15 protein-coding genes are annotated in these 21,457 nt (G+C 67.4%); 7 read left to right on the top strand and 8 right to left on the bottom strand.

The features are described 5' to 3' along the window. The first annotated feature begins 45 nt into the window (after window positions 1-45). Together AC1DN0_RS19195 and AC1DN0_RS19190 are read left to right on the top strand one after the other, a co-directional pair. The gene (locus tag AC1DN0_RS19195; RefSeq protein WP_045237222.1) at window positions 46-744 is read left to right on the top strand and encodes a response regulator; all 699 of its coding nucleotides are present in this window, start codon (window positions 46-48) and stop codon (window positions 742-744) included. Further along, window positions 737-2,164, top strand: coding sequence for a sensor histidine kinase (locus AC1DN0_RS19190; RefSeq protein ID WP_477111691.1), 1,428 nt, complete (start codon window positions 737-739; stop codon window positions 2,162-2,164). The genes AC1DN0_RS19195 and AC1DN0_RS19190 overlap by 8 nt, the downstream gene beginning before the upstream one ends. A gap of 32 nt (window positions 2,165-2,196) precedes the next feature. Here AC1DN0_RS19190 and AC1DN0_RS19185 read toward each other — a convergent pair whose 3' ends face one another. The 4 genes from AC1DN0_RS19185 to AC1DN0_RS19170 are packed head-to-tail and all read right to left on the bottom strand — an operon-like array spanning window position 2,197 to window position 11,699. Further along, a complete protein-coding gene (locus AC1DN0_RS19185; protein WP_441637168.1) occupies window positions 2,197-3,792 on the bottom strand; it encodes an efflux transporter outer membrane subunit in 1,596 nt (531 codons plus the stop codon). Continuing rightward, entirely contained in the window at window positions 3,793-7,089 is a 3,297-nt protein-coding gene (locus AC1DN0_RS19180) for an efflux RND transporter permease subunit (RefSeq protein ID WP_441637166.1), read from the bottom strand. It abuts the gene before it with no gap. Then, window positions 7,089-10,229: an MdtB/MuxB family multidrug efflux RND transporter permease subunit gene (locus AC1DN0_RS19175; RefSeq protein ID WP_477145908.1), complete on the bottom strand. Its 3,141-nt coding sequence runs from the start codon at window positions 10,227-10,229 to the stop codon at window positions 7,089-7,091. The genes AC1DN0_RS19180 and AC1DN0_RS19175 overlap by 1 nt, the downstream gene beginning before the upstream one ends. A 9-nt stretch (window positions 10,230-10,238) precedes the next feature. Continuing rightward, window positions 10,239-11,699, bottom strand: coding sequence for an MdtA/MuxA family multidrug efflux RND transporter periplasmic adaptor subunit (locus tag AC1DN0_RS19170; RefSeq protein WP_477111690.1), 1,461 nt, complete (start codon window positions 11,697-11,699; stop codon window positions 10,239-10,241). A gap of 318 nt (window positions 11,700-12,017) precedes the next feature. Between AC1DN0_RS19170 and AC1DN0_RS19165 the strand changes: the two genes are divergently transcribed. From AC1DN0_RS19165 to AC1DN0_RS19155, 3 genes are all read left to right on the top strand, one after another. Continuing rightward, a complete protein-coding gene (locus tag AC1DN0_RS19165; protein WP_441635283.1) occupies window positions 12,018-12,749 on the top strand; it encodes a response regulator in 732 nt (243 codons plus the stop codon). Continuing rightward, window positions 12,746-14,023, top strand: a complete 1,278-nt coding sequence (locus AC1DN0_RS19160; protein ID WP_441635281.1) for an ATP-binding protein — start codon at window positions 12,746-12,748, stop codon at window positions 14,021-14,023. The genes AC1DN0_RS19165 and AC1DN0_RS19160 overlap by 4 nt, the downstream gene beginning before the upstream one ends. A gap of 230 nt (window positions 14,024-14,253) precedes the next feature. After that, window positions 14,254-14,547 (top strand): GYD domain-containing protein, encoded by a 294-nt coding sequence (locus tag AC1DN0_RS19155; protein WP_441635279.1) that lies wholly within the window; start codon window positions 14,254-14,256, stop codon window positions 14,545-14,547. Window positions 14,548-14,627: 80 nt separating this feature from the next. On the opposite strand, the gene plsY is transcribed toward AC1DN0_RS19155, so the two are convergent. The 4 genes from plsY to AC1DN0_RS19135 all read right to left on the bottom strand — a co-directional run bounded on the left by plsY (window position 14,628) and on the right by AC1DN0_RS19135 (window position 18,303). After that, on the bottom strand, window positions 14,628-15,245 hold the full coding sequence (gene plsY / locus AC1DN0_RS19150; RefSeq protein ID WP_441635277.1) for a glycerol-3-phosphate 1-O-acyltransferase PlsY: 618 nt from the start codon (window positions 15,243-15,245) through the stop codon (window positions 14,628-14,630). A gap of 1,102 nt (window positions 15,246-16,347) precedes the next feature. After that, window positions 16,348-16,839 (bottom strand): aminoacyl-tRNA deacylase, encoded by a 492-nt coding sequence (locus tag AC1DN0_RS19145; protein WP_441635275.1) that lies wholly within the window; start codon window positions 16,837-16,839, stop codon window positions 16,348-16,350. A 37-nt stretch (window positions 16,840-16,876) separates the two neighbouring features. Beyond that, complete coding sequence (gene xerD, locus AC1DN0_RS19140; protein ID WP_477111689.1) at window positions 16,877-17,827, bottom strand: site-specific tyrosine recombinase XerD; 951 nt, start codon at window positions 17,825-17,827, stop codon at window positions 16,877-16,879. Further along, a complete protein-coding gene (locus tag AC1DN0_RS19135; protein ID WP_276286799.1) occupies window positions 17,824-18,303 on the bottom strand; it encodes a methylated-DNA--[protein]-cysteine S-methyltransferase in 480 nt (159 codons plus the stop codon). The genes xerD and AC1DN0_RS19135 overlap by 4 nt, the downstream gene beginning before the upstream one ends. 237 nt (window positions 18,304-18,540) lie before the next feature. On the opposite strand from AC1DN0_RS19135, the gene AC1DN0_RS19130 reads away from it, so the two are divergent. Together AC1DN0_RS19130 and AC1DN0_RS19125 are read left to right on the top strand one after the other, a co-directional pair. Next, window positions 18,541-19,800: an ROK family protein gene (locus AC1DN0_RS19130; RefSeq protein WP_477145907.1), complete on the top strand. Its 1,260-nt coding sequence runs from the start codon at window positions 18,541-18,543 to the stop codon at window positions 19,798-19,800. Next, on the top strand, window positions 19,787-21,430 hold the full coding sequence (locus AC1DN0_RS19125) for a sugar ABC transporter ATP-binding protein (RefSeq protein ID WP_477145906.1): 1,644 nt from the start codon (window positions 19,787-19,789) through the stop codon (window positions 21,428-21,430). The genes AC1DN0_RS19130 and AC1DN0_RS19125 overlap by 14 nt, the downstream gene beginning before the upstream one ends. Window positions 21,431-21,457: the final 27 nt, after the last annotated feature.

Raw genomic sequence — 21,457 nt, 5'->3', positions numbered from 1 at the left:
AATCAGGCATAACGGAGTGCCAGAAGCGCAGGAGAAGAACCTTCCATGAGAGTACTGCTGGTCGAAGACCACGACGAACTGGCCACCTGGGTGATGCAGGCGCTGCGCGCCCTGCATTTCACCGTGGAGCGCGCCGCCGACGCGGCCAGCGCCGAATCCCTCCTGTTCAGCACGCACGCGGGCGGCACCGGTGCCGGCAGCGACTACGCGCTGGTGCTGCTGGACCTCACGCTGCCCGACCGCGACGGCCTCGACCTGCTCGCCCGCCTGCGCGGCCGCGGCTGCCGCGTGCCGGTGATGATCCTGACCGCGCGCGGCGAAGTGGGCGACCGGGTCAAGGGCCTGGACCTGGGCGCCGACGACTACATGGCCAAGCCCTTCGATCTCGCCGAGTTCGAGGCGCGCGTGAAGGCCCTGCTGCGCCGCGCGCGCCAGACCGAGGCGCCGCTGGTGGTTTGCGGCGGCCTGGGCTTCGATACGGTGTCGCGCCATTTCCAGGTGGGCGGCGTGCCGCTCGCGCTGACGCCGCGCGAGCACGCGGTGCTGGAGATCCTGATGACGCCGCCAGGCAAGACCGTCAGCAAGGACCGGATCTACGCCAGCATCTTCACGCTGGCCGACGAGACCCAGCCCGATGTGATCGAGGTCTATGTGCATCGCCTGCGCCGCAAGCTCGAAGGCTCCGGCGCGGCCATCGTGACCTTGCGTGGGCTGGGCTACGTGCTGGAGCCCAGCGTTGGCTGAGCCGCGCAGGCGTCCCGCCAGCCTGCGCGCGCGCCTGCTGTGGTGGCTGATACCGCCCATGCTGGTGCTGCAGGCGGTGTACGGCGTGGTGGCGTATTCGAATGCGCTGGCGTCAGCCGACCTGGCCTACGACCGCACGCTGCTGGCCTCCGCGCGCAATATCTCCGAGCGCATCACGCTGACACCCGAAGGCGTGCGCGTGGACGTGCCCTATATCTCGCTCGATACCTTCGAGGTGGGTATGAACGCCACCATGTTCTATCGCGTGAGCGGGGTGCATGGCGAGTTCGTCTCGGGCTACGACGACCTGCCGCCGTTCGATGCCAGCCAGCCCCGCACCAGGCTCTATCCCGCGCTGGTGAGTTTCTACGACCGCACTTACCGCGGCCAGCCGATCCGCATCGCCGCGCTGCGCCAGCCGGTGATGGACGCGAGCGGCACGCACGGCGGCATGGCGTTGATCGAAGTTGGCGAGACCCTCGACTCGCGCCAGGCGCTGACGCGCAACATCCTGTTCGATGTGCTGTGGGGCCAGTTGATGCTGGTGCTGGCGGTGGTGCTCGTGATCTGGCTGTTCACGCGGCGCGCGCTGGCGCCGCTCGATGCGCTGCGCGCCGAGGTGGCGCAGCGCCAGCCCGGCGCCACCACGCCGCTGCCGCTCGATAGCGCGCCGCGCGAAACGGCGCCGCTGGTGGAGGCGATGAACGGCTATATGGCGCGGCTGGAGCAGGTGCTGGCCGCGCAGCGCCGCTTTATCGCCGACGCGGCACATCAGTTGCGCACGCCGCTCGCGGTGCTGCACACGCAGGCGCAACTGGCGGCGCGTGAGCACGATCCCGCCGAGCAGCGGCGCATCGCGCAGGGCCTGGCCGACAGCACCGCGCGCATGGCCGCGCTGGCCGACCGCCTGCTGTCGATGGCGCGCGCCGCGCACGGCGGCGCGGAGACACCGCGCGTGCTGGACCTGGCGGCGCTGGTGAGGGAAGTCTGCCTCGAACTCACGCCCGCCGCCCGCGCGCGGCGCATCGACCTGGGTTTCGAGGGCGAGGGCGCGCTGCCGGTGCTTGGCACCGACCTGCTGCACGAACTGGTCACCAACCTGGTCGACAACGCGCTGCGCTACACGCCATCGGACGGCGTCGCCACGGCGCGCGTCCATCGCGCTGGCGAAGCGGTGGTGCTGGAGGTGGAAGACGATGGCCCGGGCATTCCGTTGCAGGAACGCGCGGCGGTACTGGAGCCGTTCTATCGCGGCAAGGCCGCCGGTTTGAGCGCCGCGGGGGAGGCGAACCCGGGCGGCTCCGGGCTCGGTCTCACCATCGTGCGCGACATTGCCGCCGCGCACGGCGCCACGCTGGCGCTGCTGGAGGGCGAGGGCGGCAATGGCCTGCTGGTGCGGGTGCGTTTTCCGCCGGCATAGGGCGGCGCAACGCCACCGGATGCCAGCGACGGCTACCGCCGCGCGGCCACGCTGGCGGCGGAGCGCGCCGGTGCGATTGCCGGTGCCGGCGCGGCGCCTTGCGTTCCGGCGGGCGGTGGCATGCCGCCAGGGGCCGGTGCGGCTGGCACGGTACCTGGCATAGCCGGCGCCGCGTTCGACGCATTGTCCGTCTCGATATGCCACCCGCCGCCCAGCGCCTTGATCAGCACCGCGCTGGTCGTGTACTGGCGGCCTACGATGGTCAGCGCGGTGCGCTCCGCGGTGTAGGCGGTGGTTTGCGCCGTCAGCACATCCAGCAGGCTCGCGGTGCCGGCGCGGTAGCGGTTGTTGACGAGGGCCAGCGCGTCGCGCGCCGAACGCAGCGCGTCGTTCTGCACCACGGATTCCTGCTCCAGCAGGCGCGCGGCCGCGAGGCCATCCTCGACCTCCTGGAAGGCGGAGAGCACCGTCTGGCGGTAATTGGCCACGCTCTGGTCGTAAGCGGCAACCGCCTGCGCCTTGGCGGCGCTGCGCAGGCCACCGTCGAACAGCGTGCCGGCCAGCGCGGGGCCGATCGACCACACGCGGTCCGGCAGCGCCAGCCAGCGCGCCAGCGTGCTGGCGGATAGACCGCCGGTGGCGGATAGCGTCAGCGTCGGGTAATAAGCCGCCTGGGCCACCCCGATCTGCGCATTGGCAGCGGCCATGCGGCGCTCGGCCGCGCCGATATCGGGCCGGCGTTCCAGCAGCGCCGACGGCACCGCGATGGGCACGCGCGGCACGGCGGAGGCGTAGTCCTGCGGCGTGATGGCGAGGTCCGCCGGCGGCTTGCCTGTCAGGATGGCGATGGCGTGCTCCAGCTGCGCGCGCGTGATCTGGATATCGATCTGCTGCGCCTGCGCGCTCTTGAGCTGGGTCTCGGATTGCAGCACGTCGGAGCGCTGGGCGGTGCCGGCTGCGTACTGGTTGCGTACCAGCTGCAGTGATTTCTCGTAGTCGGTCACCGTGCGGTCCAGCAAGGCCTTCTGCTGGTCGGCGATGCGCAGCAGGAAATAGCTCTGCGCCAGCGTGGACTGGGTCGACAGCAATGTCGAAGCCAGGTCGGACTGGCTGGCCTGCGCGCTGGCTTCGCTGCTTTCCACCTGCCTGCGCACACGGCCCCACACATCGATTTCCCAGCTTGCCGACAGCGTGGCCCTCTGCCCGTTGGCGACCTGGCCGTTGCTGCCGCGCGTGCGGTCGAGTCCGGCCGATGCGTTCACGGTCGGGAAGTAGCCCGCGCGCGCCGATTCCAGCGCCGCCAGCGCTTGCCGGTACTGCGCCTCGGATGCCTTGATGTTCTGGTTGGCGACCTGCACCTGTGCCATCAGCTTGTCGAGCTCCGGATCGGCGAACACCGCCCACCAGTTGCTGCGCTCGCTGGTGTCCTGCGGTTCGGCCGGCTTCCACTCGCCCCACTGCGAGGCGTCGGCCGGTGCCTCCTTGAAGGTCGGCGTGGACGGCGCATCGGGGCGCTTGTAGTCGGGCCCCACGGCGCAGCCGGCCAGCAGCAGGGCGCACGCCACCGTCATCGCGGTCGCCGGGAAGGAAAGGGTAGGGAGGCGGAGAAGAGCGTTCATGGATCGCATTCAGGGTTCGAGGCTGGCCGTGGCCGGGGGCACGGCCGAACGGCGCTGGCGCCAGGCTTTCACCTTCAGGCGCCAGCGGTCCAGCGTCAGGTAGACCACGGGCGTCGTGTACAGCGTGAGCAACTGGCTGACCACCAGCCCGCCGACGATGGAGATGCCCAGCGGCGCGCGCAGTTCGGCGCCGTCGCCGCGGCCGATCGCCAGCGGGATGGCGCCCAGCAAGGCAGCCATCGTGGTCATCAGGATGGGGCGGAAGCGCAGCAGGCAGGCGCGGTAGATGGCATCGCGCGGCGACAGGCCCTCGCGCCGCTCGGCATCGATGGCGAAGTCGATCATCATGATGGCGTTCTTCTTGACGATGCCGATCAGCAGGATCACGCCGATCAGCGCGATGATGCTGAAGTCCGTGCCCGAGGCCAGCAGCGCCAGCAGCGCGCCGACGCCCGCCGATGGCAGGGTGGACAGGATGGTGAGCGGATGCACGTAACTCTCGTACAGCATGCCGAGCACGATGTAGATGGTGATCAGCGCGGCCAGGATCAGCAGCGGCTGGCTCTTGAGCGAGTCCTGGAAGGCCTTGGCGCTGCCCTGGAAGTTGGCCTGCAGCGTCTCCGGCACGCCGATGCGCGCCATCTCCGCCTTGACCATGTCGGTGGCCTGCGACAGCGAGACGCCCTCGGCAAGGTTGAAGGAAATGGTGGAGGCGGCGAACTGGCCCTGGTGGTTGACGCCCAGCGGCGTGCTGGTGGGCGCGAACCGCGCGAAGGCCGACAGCGGCACCTGCTTGCCGCCGCCGGTGACTACATAGATATCGTTGAGCGCATGCGGGCCCTGCAGATACTCGGGGCTGAGTTCCATCACCACCCGGTACTGGTTGAGCGGGTGGTAGATGGTGGACACCAGGCGCTGGCCGAAGGCGTCGTTGAGCACGGCATCGATCTGCTGCGCGGTGACGCCGAGCTTCGAAGCGGTGTCGCGGTCGATGATGACCGAGGTCTGCAGGCCCTTGTCGTTGGTGTCGGTATCGACATCCTCCAGCCCCTTGAGGTTGGAGATGGCCGCGCGCACCTTGGGCTCCCACTCGCGCAGCACGTCGAGATCGTCCGACTGCAGCGTGAACTGGTAAGCCGAACTGCTTTGCCGGCCGCCGATGCGGATGTCCTGCACCGAGGTCAGGAACAGGCTGGCACCGGGCTCCTTGGCCAGCTTGACGCGCAGCCGGGCCACGATGGCGTCGGCCGAGTCGCGCTCCGAAATCGGCTTGAGCGTGACGAACATCTGGCCGGTATTGCGCTGCGAACCGCCGGTGAAGCCCGTCACGTTGACCACCGCCGGGTCGGACTGCACGATCTTGATGAAGTTATCGAGCTTGGGCCGCATGGCCTGGAACGAGGTGGCCTGGTCGGCCCGTATAAAGCCGATCAGGCGCCCGGTGTCCTGCTGCGGGAAGAAGCCCTTGGGCACGATCGTGTAGAGCCAGACATTGAGGCCGATGGTGGCCAGCAACACCAGCCACACCAGCACGCTGTGGCGCAGCGACACGGCCAGGGTGCGCGCGTACAGGTCGTGCATCCAGGTGAACACGCGTTCGCTGGCGCGGTAGAAGCGGCCCTGCTGTTCCGGCTTCACCGGCTTGAGCAGGCGCGCGCACATCATCGGCGTGGCGGTCAGCGAGACCACCAGCGATACCAGGATCGCCACCGACAAGGTGATGGCGAACTCCTGGAACAGGCGTCCGACGATGCCGCCCATCATCAGCAGCGGGATAAACACCGCGATCAGCGACAGGCTCATCGACAGCACGGTGAAGCCTACCTCGCGCGACCCCCTGAGCGCGGCTTCGAGCGGCTTCATGCCCTCCTCGATATGCCGCGAGATATTCTCCAGCACCACGATGGCGTCATCGACCACGAAACCGGTGGCGATGGTCAGCGCCATCAGCGACAGGTTGTTGAGCGAGAAGCCGGCCAGGTACATCACCGAGAAGGTGCCGATCAGCGACACCGGCACCGCCACGCTGGGAATCAGCGTGGCGCGCGCATTGCGCAAGAACAGGAACACCACCATGATCACCAGCGCCACCGAGATCATCAGCGTGTGCTCCACCTCGCGCAGCGAACCGCGGATGGTGGGGGTGCGGTCCATCATCACTTCCATCTTGATGGCGGACGGAATCATCTGCTGCAGCGACGGCAGCACCTCGTTGACCCGGTCCACGGTCTCGATGATGTTGGCGCCGGGGGAACGGTTGAGCACCAGCAGCACCGAGGGCTGGCCGTTGGCGGAGCCGGCGTTGCGCACGTCCTGCACCGAATCGGTCACCCTGGCCACGTCAGACAGCCGCACCGGCACGGCGAAGGCGTTCGGGCCGCTGCTGCTGCCGTTGCCGCCGGTGGCGCCGGTGCTGATGGTGGTGGTGCCGCTGCTGGTGGTCAGCGTGGTGGTGGTGACGCCGTTGACGGTCTTGGTGCTGACGCCGCCGCCCGCGGTGGCGTTGGCGGTGCTGGCGATCAGCGCGCCCGCCGAGGCCGAGGAAAACGTGCCCGGCGTGGCGTAGCGCACGATCAGCGGCATATAGTCCGCCGCCTTCATGGCCTGGTCGTTGGCGTAGACCTGCCAGTTGGTGGTGGCGTTTTCCAGCGAGCCGAGCGGACGGTTGGCGTTGGTGGCGCTGATGGTGTTGCGCACATCCTCCAGCGAGATGCCGTATTTGTTGAGCGCGGTGGGGTTGAGCTCCACCCGCACCGCCGGCAGCGAAGAGCCGCCGATGGTGACTTGCCCGACGCCCTCGATCTGCGACATCTTCTGCGCCAGGATGGTCGAGGCCGCATCGTAGAGCTGGCCGCGCGTCATGGTGGGCGAGGTCAGCGCGATGATCATGATCGGCGCGTCGGCCGGGTTGACCTTGCGGTAGGTCGGGTTGCTCGGCAGGCTGGTGGGCAGCGTGGCGCGCGAGGCGTTGATGGCAGCCTGCACGTCGCGCGCGGCGCCGTCGATATCGCGTGACAGCTCGAACTGCAGCGTGACGCGGGTCGAGCCCAGCGAGCTGCTGGAGGTGATCTCGGTGACGCCGGCGATGGCGCCCAGCGCGCGCTCCAGCGGCGTGGCCACGGTGGCGGCCATGGTCTCGGGGCTGGCGCCGGGCAGCGAGGCGGACACCGAGATGGTGGGGAAGTCCACCTGCGGCAGCGGCGACACCGGCAGCAGCCGCAGCGCCGCCAGCCCCGCCAGCAGGATGCCGATGGTCAGCAGCGCGGTGGCGACCGGCCGATGGATAAAGGTAGCCGACAGGTTCATCACGGCCTCGGCTCGGGGGCGGGGCCGCCGGTCTGGTCGCCATCGCCGGTGTCGCCATAACGGCGCCGGCGCCAGTCCTTGAGGCGCATTGCCAGGCTGTCGAACGCCAGGTAGATCACCGGCGTGGTGAACAGCGTCAGCACCTGGCTGACCAGCAAGCCGCCCACCATGGTGATGCCCAGCGGGCGGCGCAGCTCGGACCCGATGCCGGTGCCGAGCATCAGCGGCAGCGCGGCCAGCAATGCCGCCATGGTGGTCATCAGGATCGGGCGGAAACGCAGCAGGCAGGCCTGGARGATCGCCTCGCGCGGCGCCATGCCACCCTCGCGCTCSGCSTCCAGCGCGAAGTCGATCATCATGATGGCGTTCTTCTTGACGATACCGATCAGCAGGATGATGCCGATGATCGCGATGATGCCCAGGTCCTGGCCCGAGACCAGCAGCGCCAGCAGCGCGCCCACGCCGGCCGAGGGCAGGGTGGAGAGGATGGTCACCGGATGGATGGTGCTCTCGTAGAGCACGCCCAGCACGATGTACATCGTGATCACCGCCGCCAGGATCAGCCACAGCGTGTTGGACAACGAGGCACGGAATGCCAGCGCCGCGCCCTGGAATTCGGTCTGCATGGAGATCGGCAGGCCGATTTCGTGCTCCACCTTGGTGATCTTGTCCACTGCCGCGCCGAGCGATTCGCCGGGCGACAGATTGAACGAAATGGTGGCGGAGGGGAACTGGCCCTGATGGTTGATCACCAGCGGGCCGGTGCGCTCGCTGATGCGCGCGAACGCGCCAAGCGGCACTTGCCCGCCCGAGGACGAGGGCAGGCGCAGTTCCGCCAGCGACCGCGGATCGGTGCGGAACTCGGGCATGGCTTCCAGCACCACACGGTACTGGCTCGACTGGGTGAAGATGGTCGACACCAGCCGCTGGCCGAATGCGCTGTACAGCGCGCTGTCGATCACCGCGGTGGTGATGCCGAAGCGCGCCGCGGCGTCGCGGTCGATATCCACGTAGGCGCGCAGGCCGTTGTTCTGCTGGTCGCTGGCCACGTCACGCAGTTCGGGCTCCTGTTTCAGGCGCTCCACCAGCCTGGGCACCCAGGTGGCCAGCGTGACGGGGTCCGGATCCTGCACGGTGAACTGGTACTGGGTGCGGGACACGCGGTCCTCGATGGTCAGGTCCTGCACCGGCTGGGTGTAGAGCGAGACGCCGCCGAGCTTGTCGACCGCGGCCTGCAGCCGGCGCGTCACGTCCTCGATGGAATCGCGGCGCTGGTCCTTGGGCTTCAGGTTGATCAAGAGGCGCCCGGCGTTGAGCGTGGTGTTGGTGCCGTCCACGCCGATGAAGGAGGACAGGCTTTCCACCGCGGGATCTTCCAGCACCACTTTCGCCACCGCCTGCTGTTTCAGCGCCATGGCGGGGAAGGACGTAGTCTGGGAAGCCTCGGTAATGCCCTGGATCACGCCGGTGTCCTGCACCGGGAAGAAGCCCTTGGGCACCAGCATGTACAGCAGCACGGTCAGCACCAGCGTGCCGACGGCGACCAGCAGCGTGAGTTGCTGGCGGTCCAGCACCCAGTCCAGGGCGCGCCCGTAGCTGGCGATCACGTTGTCGAAGAAGCGCCCGGTGGCCCGGTGGAACCGCGAGAGTTTCTCTTCGGGCACATGGTGCAGCAGGCGCGCGCACATCATCGGCGTGAGCGTCAGCGAGACCACCGCCGAGATCAGGATCGATACCGCCAGCGTGATGGCGAATTCGCGGAACAGCCGCCCCACCACGTCGCCCATGAACAGCAGCGGGATCAGCACGGCCACCAGCGAGAAGGTCAGCGAGATGATGGTGAAGCCAATCTGCCTGGACCCCTTGAGGGCCGCCTCCATGGGCGAATCGCCCTTCTCGATGTAGCGCATGATGTTCTCGATCATCACGATCGCATCGTCCACCACGAAGCCGGTGGCGATGGTCAGCGCCATCAGCGTCAGGTTGTTGATCGAGAAGCCCGCCAGGTACATCACCCCGAAGGTGCCCACCAGCGACAGCGGCACCGCCACGCCAGGGATGATGGTGGCCGGCACGTTGCGCAGGAAGACGAAGATCACCATCACCACCAGCGCGACCGCCAGCAGCAGTTCAAACTCCACGTCGCGCACCGAGGCGCGGATGGTGGTGGTGCGGTCGGTCAGCAGCTGCACCTTGACCGAGGCCGGCAGCGAGCTCTGCAATTGCGGCAGCAGCCCCTTGATGCGGTCCACCACCTCGATCACGTTGGCGCCGGGCTGGCGCTGGATGCTCAGCACGATGGCCGGCTTGTCGTTGGCCCACGCCGCCAGCCGGCTGTTCTCGGGGCCGTCGACGATATTGGCCACGTCGGTGATGCGGATCGGCGCGCCGTTCTGGTAGCCCACGATGATCTGGCGGTACTCGTCGGCGGACTTGAGCTGGTCGTTGGCGTCGATGGTGGAGGCGCGCGCGGGGCCGTCGAAGCTGCCCTTGGCGCCGTTGACGTTGGCGCTGCCGATGGCCGTGCGCAGGTCATCGATCGACATGCCGAGCGCGGCCAGCGCGGTCGGGTTGGCCTGGATACGCACCGCCGGGCGCTGCCCGCCGCTGATGCTGACCAGCCCCACCCCCTGCAACTGCGAAATCTTCTGCGCCACGCGCGTATCCACCATGTCCTGCAGCTTGGGCAGCGGCATGGTGTCCGAGGTCATGGCCAGGGTCATGATCGGCGCGTCGGCCGGGTTGACCTTGCTGTAGACCGGCGGCATCGGCAGGTCCGCCGGCAGCAGGTTGCCGCCGGCGTTGATGGCCGCCTGGACTTCTTGCTCGGCCACGTCCAGCGACAGCGTCAGGTCGAATTGCAGCGTGATCACCGAGGCGCCGCCCGAGGACGACGACGACATCTGCTTGAGGCCCGGCATCTGGCCGAACTGGCGCTCCAGCGGGGCCGTGATCGACGACGTCATTACGTCCGGGCTGGCGCCCGGGTAGAGCGTGGTGACCTGGATGGTCGGGTAATCGACCTCCGGCAGCGCCGACAGCGGCAGCAGCCTGAAGGCCACCAGACCGGACAGCAGGATGGCGACCATCAGCAACGCGGTGGCGACCGGCCGCTCGATGAAGAGGCGTGAGGGGTTCATGCTGAGTCCTTACTGCGGCCGCTGGGGCGCCGCGCCCGCCGGGGCGCCATCRCCGCCGGGAACCGGGGCGCTTGCGCCGTCGCGGTGGCGCCGTCCTTCGGCATGGGCGCCGGAGGCACCCGCCGCGCCCGAAGCCCCGCTGCCGCTGGCACCACCCGAGCCGCCGTCGCGGCGGCGTCCGCGCCCGCGCGGCGCGCTGGCCGGCACCAGCGCGGCAGCGCGCGCTGCCGGGTCCACGGTTTCCACCGTCATGCCTTCCTTGAGCCGGTCCGCGCCGTCGATCACCACGCGCTGGCCGGGCTGCACGCCCTTGGTCACGACGGTACGCTCGCCGTCCGACGGCCCCAGCGTGACCACCTGGACCTTGACCTTGCTGCTCTCGTCCACCACATACACGAAGGTACCTTGCTGGCCGCGCTGGATGGCCGCCACCGGTACCACGGTGGCATCCTCGATGGTGTCCACGCGCGTGCGCATGTTGACGAACTGGTTAGGGAACAGCAGGCCGTCGGTATTCTGGAAGATCGCCTTGAGCTTGACCGTGCCGGTGGTGGTGTCGATCTGGTTGTCGGTGGTCAGCAGTGTGCCCTCGGCCAGGCGGTTGCGCGCCTGGCGGTCCCAGGCCTGGACCGGAATGGTCTCGCCGGCATGCAGGCGCTTGAGTACCGAAGGCAGGTTGTCTTCGGGGATGGTGTAGAGCACGGCGATCGGCTGGATCTGGGTGATCAGGGCGATGCCGTTGGTGTCGCTGGTGCTGACGATATTGCCCGGATCGACCTGCCGCAGGCCGATGCGGCCCGAAGCCGGCGCCACGATGCGGGTGTAGCCCAGTTGCAGGCGGGCGCTGTCCACGTTGGCCTGGTCGGTCTTGACCACGCCTTCGTACTGGCGCACCAGCGCGTCCTGGGTGTCGACCTGCTGGCTGGAGATCGAGTCCTGTCCAAGCAGGGTGCGGTAGCGCTTCTGGTCCAGGCGGGCGTTTTCCAGCAGGGCGCGGTCGCGCGCCAGCGTGCCCACGGCCTGGTCCAGCGTGGCCTGGAACGGGCGCGGGTCGATCTCCGCAAGCACATCGCCGGCCTTGACCATCTGGCCCTCCTTGAACAGCACCTTGAGCAGCGGACCCGACACCTGGGCCCGCACGGTCACATTGGCCACCGGCGTGACGTTGCCCAGGCCGTTGAGGATGACATCCATATTGCGTTGGGCCACGGTGCTGACCACCACCGGCGAGCGTTGGCCACCGGGGCCACCGGGGCCACCAGGACCGCCGCGGCCGCCCGGGCCACCGGGACCACCGGCTGCGCCGGGCGCGCCAGGGGCGCTGGCGGCGGGGGTACGGTGCTGGTACCAGTACCAGCCGCCGCCGGCCAGTAGCAGGATCAGCGCGGCGGCGATCAGTTTGCGGCGGCGTGAGGCAGCCTTGGGCGGCGGTGGCAGCTTAGCCTGTTGATGTTCTTCGGGTTTGGCCATGACCGGATCCTGGGAGCGACGCGAAAAAGAGAGCGCGTTCGAACAAATTCGGAGTAAGAGAGGCAGCAGTATGCCGTAATGCCATCGGCACGTGCCGCAGGCAGCACGCGGCTTGTAGTGGCCGGGCGGCATCGGGGCGGGTCCGTTTAGTCCGGCGACCGCCGGCAACGGCAAACATAAGCGAAGCATAATGCGCCTTGATGCTCCTCGTGTTTCAACGCCGGCATCCATTCTTACAGACCATTACCAGCGGCTCGGGTGTAATGCCCTGAAACAATTCGCCCGGATTGCCGCGCCCAGCCTAGCTATCATCTGCCTATGCGAGTCAATCAGCCTACCCAGATCCTGGTCGTCGACGACGATCCCGAACTCCGCGACCTGCTGCGCGAGTATTTAAGCCAGCAGGGTTTCGCCGTGTCCGTGCTGCACGATGGCGAAGGTTTGCAGGCGCGCCTGGAGCGCGAGCGGCCGGCCCTGATCGTGCTCGACCTGATGATGCCGAAGGTGGACGGCCTGACAGCGCTGCGCAACCTGCGTGCCAAGAACGACGATATTCCCGTGATCCTGCTGACCGCGCGCAGCGACGAGATCGACCGCATCGTCGGGCTGGAGATCGGCGCCGACGATTATCTCGGCAAGCCGTTTTCGCCGCGCGAACTGCTGGCGCGCATCAATGCCGTGCTGCGCCGCAAGCTGGCGCGCCCGGCCGCCGCGCCGGAAGACCGCGAGGGCATCGCCTTCGGGCCCTTCCGCGTCAACTTTCGCCAGCGCGCGCTGGCGCGCGCCGGCGAGCAGATGGCGATCAGCGATACCGAGTTCGCGCTGCTCAAGTTGCTGCTGATGCATCCGCTGGAGGTGCTGTCGCGCGAGCGCATCGTGGAACTGATGTACGGCACCGCCAGCGGCATCAGCGATCGCGGCATCGACGTGCAGATCTGGCGTCTGCGCCGCCTGCTCGACGAGGACGCCCAGCGTCCCCGCTACATCCAGACCGTGCGGGGGCGAGGCTATACCTTCGTGCCTGACGAAGCAGACGACATACCGCAATGAAGCTGCGCATCGATACGCTGTTCGGACGCATCGCGCTGCTGATCGCAGCCGTGCTGGTACTGAGCCATTTTTCCTGGCTTGCCATCCTGCGCATGGATCGCCGCCAGCAGCAGGTGGATTACTCCGTCGAACAGATGATGTTCCAGTTCGAGAGCATCCAGCGCGCGCTCGCCGCGCAGCCTCCGGCCAGGCTGCCGAGCCTGGTGGAAGTGGCCAGCGAGGCCAGCGCGGCGGAGCATACCGTGGCGGCCAAGGGCAGGGCGCGCCGGCTGGTCGAGAAGTTCGCGCAGCGCATGCCGGCCGGTACCCAGGTGCGGCTCGAAGAAGAAGAGACGTCGCGCATCTGGATCAAGCTACCCCAGCGGCAGGACTGGATCGCGATGCCGGTGCTGTGGGTGGTCAACCCGCCGCCCGACAATCGCCTGCTGCCCGGCGTGATCCTGGTGGTCGGTGTGGCCATGGCGGTGGCCTTGCTGATCGCCTGGCAGATCCAGCGCCCGGTGCGCGACATGGCCGCGGCCGCCGAGCAGTTGTCGCGCCAGCACACCGTCGAGCCGCTGCGCGAACGCGGCCCGCACGAGTTGCGCCAGCTGATCGTGCGTTTCAATCGCATGATGGCCGACCTGACCCGCATCGACCAGGAACGCAACACCATGCTGGCCGGTATCGCCCATGACCTCAAGACGCCGCTGGCGCGGCTGCGGCTGCGCGCCGAGATGCTGGCCGATCCCAAGGCGGCGGCTGGCGTGACGCGTGACGTCGARTCCATGTCCGCCATCGTCGAACAATTCCTCACCTTCGCCCAAAGCGGCGAGCCTGCCGCCCGGCCGGTGCCGGTGGACCGCCGCATCGGTGAACTGGCCGCTTCGCTGGCGGAGCAGGACAAGCCGGTGGAAGTGTCGCTGATGGCAGGCGAAGGATTCCGGTTGATTGCCACCCAGCTCGACCGCATCGTTGGCAATCTGATCGACAACGCGTATGCCTATGGCGCGCCGCCGGTGCTGCTCAGTACCTCGCGCCAGGCCGATGGCTGGCATATGGGGGTGGAAGACCACGGCGAAGGCATTCCGCCGGAAGCGATGGACAAGGTGACGCTGCCTTTCGTGCGACTGGATCCGGCGCGCGGCGGCAATGCGCATTCGGGCCTGGGCCTGGCCATCGTGGACCGGCTGGTGCGCCAGGCGGGCGGGCGGCTCGTGCTGGAAAACCGTGCCGAGGGCGGGTTGCGGGTGGAAATGGTGTTTCCGTTCGCGGCGCTGGCACAGGCAGCCTGAACGCCGCTCCAAATGCAGCTTCGGCGCCGCGCCGGCCACCTGCCGCGGCGTCCGGAGTGTCTCAATCCTGGAACACTTTCGGGTAAATTCTCCCGCCGCGGGCGCTTCCGCCTGGCGTCATGGCCACGCGGGCCAGACGATGTCTCGCATGGTACGCAGATTGCAGCACTTACTTGCTCTGTGCGCTTTGGCGACGCGTAGTGCCATTCCAGTTGATCAGGAGACGCATCATGGCAACTTTCGTAGCACTCTTAAACTTTACCGACCAGGGAATCCGTACCGTAAAAGACACAACCAAGCGCGCCGCTGCCGTTCGCGAAATGGCGAAGAAAAACGGCATCGACATGAAAGATATCTACTGGACGCTCGGGCAATATGACCTTGTAGTGACCTTTACCGCGCCCGACGAAGCTACCATGACCGCGTTCGGACTGTCCCTGGGCATGGCGGGCAATGTGCGCACGCAGACGCTGCGTGCTTTCTCCGCAGACGAGATGGATGGCATCCTCGGCAAGATGCCGTAAGCGCATTCCTCATACCGGCTCGCCAAGAAGAAAGCCCGCATCGTGCGGGCTTTCTTCTTGGCCTTGGATGCGTTCCGCCTTCAGGCGCCGGGCACCTTCTTCTTTTCGCCGATGCGGCTTTCCTTGCCCGCCAGCAGCTTGCCGATATTCTGGCGATGGCGAACCACCAGCAATACGCTGATCGCAAAGACCGCGCCGGCGATCACGTCCACGCCCTGCATCAGCACATAGAAGAAGGGCGCGAAGACCGCGGACACCAGCGCTGCCAGCGACGAATAGCGGAAGAAGAATGCCATGATCAGCCAGGTGGCCATCGTGCCCGCACCTAGCAGCGGGTCGATGGCGAACAGGATGCCGGCTGCGGTAGCCACGCCCTTGCCGCCGGCGAAGCGGAAGAAGACCGGGAACAGGTGGCCCAGGAAGACCGCCACGGCCACCAGCGCGATACCGGTGTCGTCGAGGCCGTAGGCCGGGCCGAAACGCTCCGCCAGCCAGACCGCCAGCCAGCCTTTCAAGGCGTCGCCGATCAGCGTCAGTACGGCGGCTTTCTTGTTGCCGCTGCGCAGGACGTTGGTGGCGCCAGGATTGCCGGAACCGTAGGTGTGCGGGTCAGGCAGGTTCATGGCCTTGCTGACCACGACGGCGAAGGAAATGGAGCCGATCAGGTAGGCGGCGAGGGTGAAGATTAGGTTGGCCATTTGGGGGAACCGGGTATTTGAGGCTGGCGGGATTGTAGCGTGGAAGGGGGGTGGGGGGCGGGCTATGGCGGTGTGCGAAACGGTTGGCTTTTGATTTTGGCGGTGTTGGTTGTTGCACCCAACAGCGTACGACATCCCCCTGCGGGGGACGCCGGTCACTCTTCTTTGCTTCGGCAAAGAAGACTAACGAGAAGAAAGCCGACCCTGCCGGGGGCAGAGCAATCAGGCTTGTGGGCCTCGGTGGTTGCGTCGTACGGCCCTGAGTGTTGGCTGGCGTGCCTTACTGACTCGAAGGGCAGCGCAATCGCATGACCCATGGGTTTCGTGGTGGGGCCCCTGACCTCGTGCGCGGTGCCTGCTCCCACATCTGCCGTTCGCGGCGCGAATTGCTGCAGCGTATCGTGCCTTGCTGGTTTCGTGGTTTTGTCTCTGACGGCGAATAGCGTGCCAATTGACACCCTGCCGTACCGGCGCTGGCCGTGACTGAATACAACCGTCTTCGTTTCTGGGTGGGCACCGTGGCCCGGTCAGCGAAGACGGAAGGATCTGGCGACGGTGTTGGGCGGTTCGCTGCCACTTCATGAGCGAGGCTGCCGGCAATTGAGCACGGGCCACCGCGCCCACCACGAAACCCATCATTGCGAAATTGCGCAGCGCCCACCTCCGCGAACGGCAGGGACTGAACAATCACTGCGCTTGCCGTCAGAGACAAAACCACGAAACCAGTAAATCTCGAAGATTCGCGGCCGTTTGCACCGCGTACGGCAGATGGCCGAATGGGCAGGGCATCCGCCATCAGGGGCTGCACCACGAAACCCGTGTGGCGCGCAGTGGTGCAGCGGGGAAACCGGTAGGACATGTCAGCCGAAGCCACTGCCCGCACGACGGAATCACCGCCGCCGAACAGCCTGATTGCTCTGCCCCCGGCAGGGTCGGCTTTCTTCTCGTTAGTCTTCTTTGCCGAGGCAAAGAAGAGTGACCGGCGTCCCCCGCAGGGGGATGTCGTACGCTGTTGGGTCCAACAACCAACACCGCCAAAACCAATCCCAACCCCGCAATAAAAAACCAACGGTTTTGCCCCCCAACCCCAACCAAGTCCCCCTCAATCCACCAACGCACACTCCACCACCTCAGCCCCCACCAACCCCACCAACACCTGCGGATCAATACTAACCAGATACCCCCTACGCCCCCCATTAATATAGATCCGCCCCATCGCCAGCACCCCAGCCTCCACAAACACCGGCATCCGCTTGCGCGTCCCAAACGGCGAAGTACCCCCCACCATATACCCGCTATGCCGCTGCGCCACCTCCGGCTTGCACGGCTGCACGCTCTTGCGCCCCGTCTGCCGAGCCAGGTTTTTCGTCGACACCGAACAATCCCCGTGCATCAGCACGATCATCGGCTGCGCCTTCTCGTCCTCCATCACCAGCGTCTTGATCACGGCATGTTCATCCACGCCAAGCTGGCGCGCCGACTCCCCGGTGCCCCCATGCTCGACATAGTCATAGGCATGTTCGCCAAAGGCAACGCCATGCTGCTTGAGGAACTGAGTAGCGGGGGTTTCCGAAACGTGTTTGGACTTGCTCATGATGGAATGACTGTTCGCAATGACCGCGCAAAAAAACCTACCCGCGCGGATGATGCTGCTGATGCAGATCCCGCAAGCGCTCGCGCGCCACATGCGTATAGATCTGCGTAGTGGAAATATCGGCATGCCCCAACAGCAACTGCACCACGCGCAGGTCTGCGCCGTGGTTGAGCAGGTGGGTGGCAAAGGCATGCCGCAACGTATGCGGGGACAACGGCGCGTAGATCTCGGCGTCGCGCGCGTGGCGCTTGATCAGGTGCCAGAAGGCCTGCCGCGTCATGCCCTCGCCGCGCTGGGTGACGAACAGCGCGTCGCAGGCGCGCTCGCCCAGCAGCGCGGGCCGGCCTTCGGCGAGGTAGCGGCGTAGCCAGTCGCCGGCTTCGGTGCCGAAGGGAACCAGCCGTTCCTTGTTGCCCTTGCCGCCGACCACGCGCGCCACGCCTTCGTTGAGGCCGACTTCGATGGTCTTCATCTGCGTGAGCTCGGACACGCGCAATCCGCTGGCGTACATCAGCTCCAGCATGGTGCGGTCGCGCAAGCCGAGCGGAGTGGCGGTGTCGGGCGCTTCAAGCAGGGCTTCGACCTGGGCTTCGGTCAGCGTCTTGGGAAAGCGCGGCGGCTGCTTGGCCGGGCGCAGCAGCAGGCAGGGATCGGCCGTGATCATGTGCTCGCGCACCGCCCACTGGTAAAAACGCTTGAACACGGTGAGCCGCCGGTTGGCCGACGATGCGCGCGTCTCGAGGTGGCGCGATGCGAAGTAGCCATTGAGGGCGGCATCGTTCACCCCCAGCAGCGTGGCCGTAGCCGTGCCATGCAGCCAGCGCGAAAGCAGCGTCAGGTCGCGCCGGTAGGCGTCGATGGTGTTGCGCGCCAGCCCGTCTTCCAGCCACAGCGCATCGCAGAAACGGTGGACCAGGTCCAGGTCGGCAAGCAGCTCGGGGCTGTCCTGGGCTTCGGTGCCGCCTTCGACGGAGGCGAGATCGTTCATGCCAGCATCACCCCTTCGTGGATCAGCAACCAGCGTTTGATGTCAAGGAAGAAGCCATCGCCCTGGTGGTTGGCAAAGCCGCCGATGCCGCTGGCGCCGACCACGCGGTGGCAGGGAATCACCACCGGGAAGTAATTGGCCCCGCACGCYTGCCCGACCGCGCGCGGCGCGCTGGCGATCTGCCGCGCCACGGCGCCATAGGTGGTGACCTTGCCGCGCGGCACGCTCGCGATGGCTTGCCATACCCGGCGCTGGAAGGCGCTGCCGACCGGCGCCAGCGGGATATCGAAGGGGGCATCCGGATCGGCGTAGTAGGCCTCGAGTTGCCGCGCCAGCCGTCGCGCGACCGCATTGGCGGGTTCGATGAGCTTCATGCTCTCGGGCAGGTAGACGATCTCGCGGATGGTTTCGCCGTCGGTACGCACGCCGATCTTGCCGAAAGGCGCGGGAAGGATGGCGTCGAAGATGGAGTCCATGGCAGGGTGCGGAAGGCGCGAGCCTGGATTTTAGAGCATGGCGGAGCCGGTGGGATGCCCGGTGGCGTGCGAGGCGCTCGGGCGGCGCTTTGGTGGAGGCATGCAACCGCTTGCCTGCGGGTTTCCCCTTCCTTGAGTTCTGCCTCTCCGTATTATTTAATTCAAACTGAATTAATTAATGCAGCGGCGAATCCATCCTGTGATCCAGGCGGCGCCCAGAACAACACCGGAGACGATATGAACAGTGCCAAGGCCGGCCGCGGCGTGAATTCCGCCAGCCTGCGGCTGTACAACGAGCGCGCGCTGCTGCTGGCGCTGCGCCGGGCCGGGGAGGCGTCCAAGGCCGATCTCGCCCGCATGGCCCAGCTCACCAACACGGCGGTGGGCAGCATCGTGCAGACGCTGACCGAGGATGGCCTGATCGAAGTCGCCGGCCGCAGGCAGGACGGGCAGCGTGGCCAGCCGGCCAGCCTGATCCGCCTGCAGCCGAAGGGGGCGTTCGGCATCGGCGTGCGGCTGGACCGCGCCAGCATCGAGTGCGTGATGGTGGATTTCGGCGGCGAGATCCTCGCCACCCGCGCCCACCAGATGATCCTGCCGCACCCGGATCAGGCGCTCGAGATCGTGCGCGGCGACGTGGCCGCGCTGCGCGCGCAGCTGACGCCGGCCGAACGCAAGCGCCTGCTCGGCATCGGCGTGGCCCAGCCCTACAACCTCGGCGCCTGGCTGCGCGAACTGGATCTGCAGGACGAGGCTTCACAAGCCACCTTCCGCGCCTGGGATGCGGTGGACTTCGCCGCCGAACTGGCGGACGCCACGGACATGCCGGTGTTCGGCGAGAACGACGGGACCGCCGCCGCCGTGGCCGAACTGTTCTACGGCCGCCACCACGCGCAGAGTTTCCTCTATGTCTTCCTCGGCCCGGCCATCGGCGGCGGCGTGGCGCTCAACGGCGACTGCGTGCGCGGCGTGTCGGGCAATGCCGGCGATATCGGCATGATGCCGGTCCAGCCGGGCACGCTGGCCTCGGCGCCGCGCACCGGCAAGCGGCGCGACATCCTGCTGGCACGCGCTTCGCTCAATGCGCTGACCCGGCACCTGCGCCATCACGGTGTGACCATCGACGGCCACGCGGATCTGGAAGCGCAGGTGCGCAACCAGCATCCGGCGGTGGGGGAGTGGCTGGAAGACTGCATCGACGCGCTCGCGCCGGCTATGCAGTCCGCGCTGGCGGTGCTCGACGTGCCGCTGATCATCCTTGACGCCGACATCGATGCCGGCCTCGTGGCGGCGCTGATCGGGCGCCTGCAGACCGAACTGGACGAGGGCGCGCCGGAGGCGCGGCGCCCGCCGCGCGTGGTGCGTGGTTGCTTCGGTGCCAACGCCGGCGCGGTGGGTGCCGCCTCGCTGCCAATGTTCATGAACTTCTCGCCGCGGGCCGAAATGCTCAGGGGCGCATCCGCCATGATTCCGGAGGCCAACCATGYCATCGTCTGACCTGTCCGATTTTTCCGGCGCGTGTGCCAGGCCGCCCTTGCTGGCGCTGCGCAATATCTGCAAGACCTTCCCCGGCGTGCGCGCGCTGCGCAATGTCGAGCTGACCGCCTATGCCGGCGAGGTCCATGCCCTGATGGGTGAAAACGGTGCCGGCAAGTCGACCCTGATGAAGATCCTGTCCGGTGCCTACACCGCGGATCCCGGCGGCGAATGCCATATCGACGGGCAACGGGTGGAGATCGACGGGCCGCAATCCGCGCGCGACCTCGGCGTGGCGGTGATCTACCAGGAGCTGAGCCTGGCGCCCAACCTGAGCGTGGCGGAGAACATCTACCTTGGCCGCGCGCTGCAACGGCGCGGGCTGGTGGCGCGCGGCGAAATGGCGCGCGCCTGCGAGCCGACGCTGGCCCGGCTCGGCGCGGATTTCTCGCCCGTTGCCTGTGTCTCCAGCCTGTCGATCGCGCAACGCCAGCTGGTCGAGATTGCGCGTGCCGTGCACTTCGAAGCGCGCATCCTGGTGATGGACGAACCCACCACGCCGCTGTCCACGCACGAGACGGACCGCCTGTTCGCGCTGATCCGCCAGTTGCGCGGCGAAGGCATGGCGATCCTCTATATCAGCCACCGCATGGCCGAGATCGACGAACTGGCCGATCGCGTGACGGTGCTGCGCGACGGCTGCTTCGTCGGCACGCTGGACCGCGATCACCTGTCGCAGGCGGCGCTGGTCAAGATGATGGTGGGGCGCGACCTGTCGGGCTTCTATACCAAGACGCATGGCCAGTCGCGCCAGGGCGAGGTGATGTTGTCGGTGCGCGATATAGCGGACGGGCGCCGCGTCAAGGGCTGCAGCTTTGATCTGCGTGCCGGCGAGGTGTTGGGACTGGCGGGCCTGGTCGGCGCGGGCCGCACGGAACTGGCGCGGCTGGTGTTCGGCGCCGATGTGCGTACGCGCGGTGAGGTGCGCATTGCAAGCCCGGCCGGGATGGTCACGCTGCCACCCGGCGGCCCGCGCCAGGCCATCGATGCCGGCATTGCCTACCTGACCGAGGACCGCAAGCTGCAAGGCCTGTTTCTCGACCAGAGCGTGCTCGAGAACATCAACCTTATCGTGGCCGCGCGCGATGCCCTCGGGCTTGGACGCCTGAACCGGCCGGCCGCGCGCCGGCGGACCACGGAGGCCATCGACACGCTCGGCATCCGCGTCGCGCATGCGCAGGTCAATGTGGGTGCGCTGTCGGGCGGCAACCAGCAGAAGGTGATGCTGTCGCGGCTGCTGGAAATCCAGCCGCGCGTGCTGATCCTCGATGAGCCCACCCGTGGCGTGGATATCGGCGCCAAGTCGGAAATCTACCGCCTGATCAACGCGCTGGCCGAGAGCGGCGTGGCGATCCTGATGATCTCCAGCGAGCTGCCCGAAGTAGTGGGCCTGTGCGATCGCGTACTGGTCATGCGCGAAGGTGCGCTGGCCGGCGAGGTCCGCCCTGCCAGCAGCGCCGCCGAAACCCAGGAACGCATCATTGCGCTGGCGACGGGCGCGGCGCAGCCGGCGGCGGGCTGGACTGGCACGCCATTGGCCGCGGCCGTCAATGCCGCCGCGGGCAACGCAACAAGCAGCATGCTGCACTGAGACAGGGCGGAGCCTCTCCGCCACCCG

Source organism: Cupriavidus sp. 05N39, assembly GCF_056397325.1.
The sequence above is the reverse complement of the archived record's forward strand: the minus strand, read 5'-3'. Positions and strand labels throughout refer to the sequence as shown.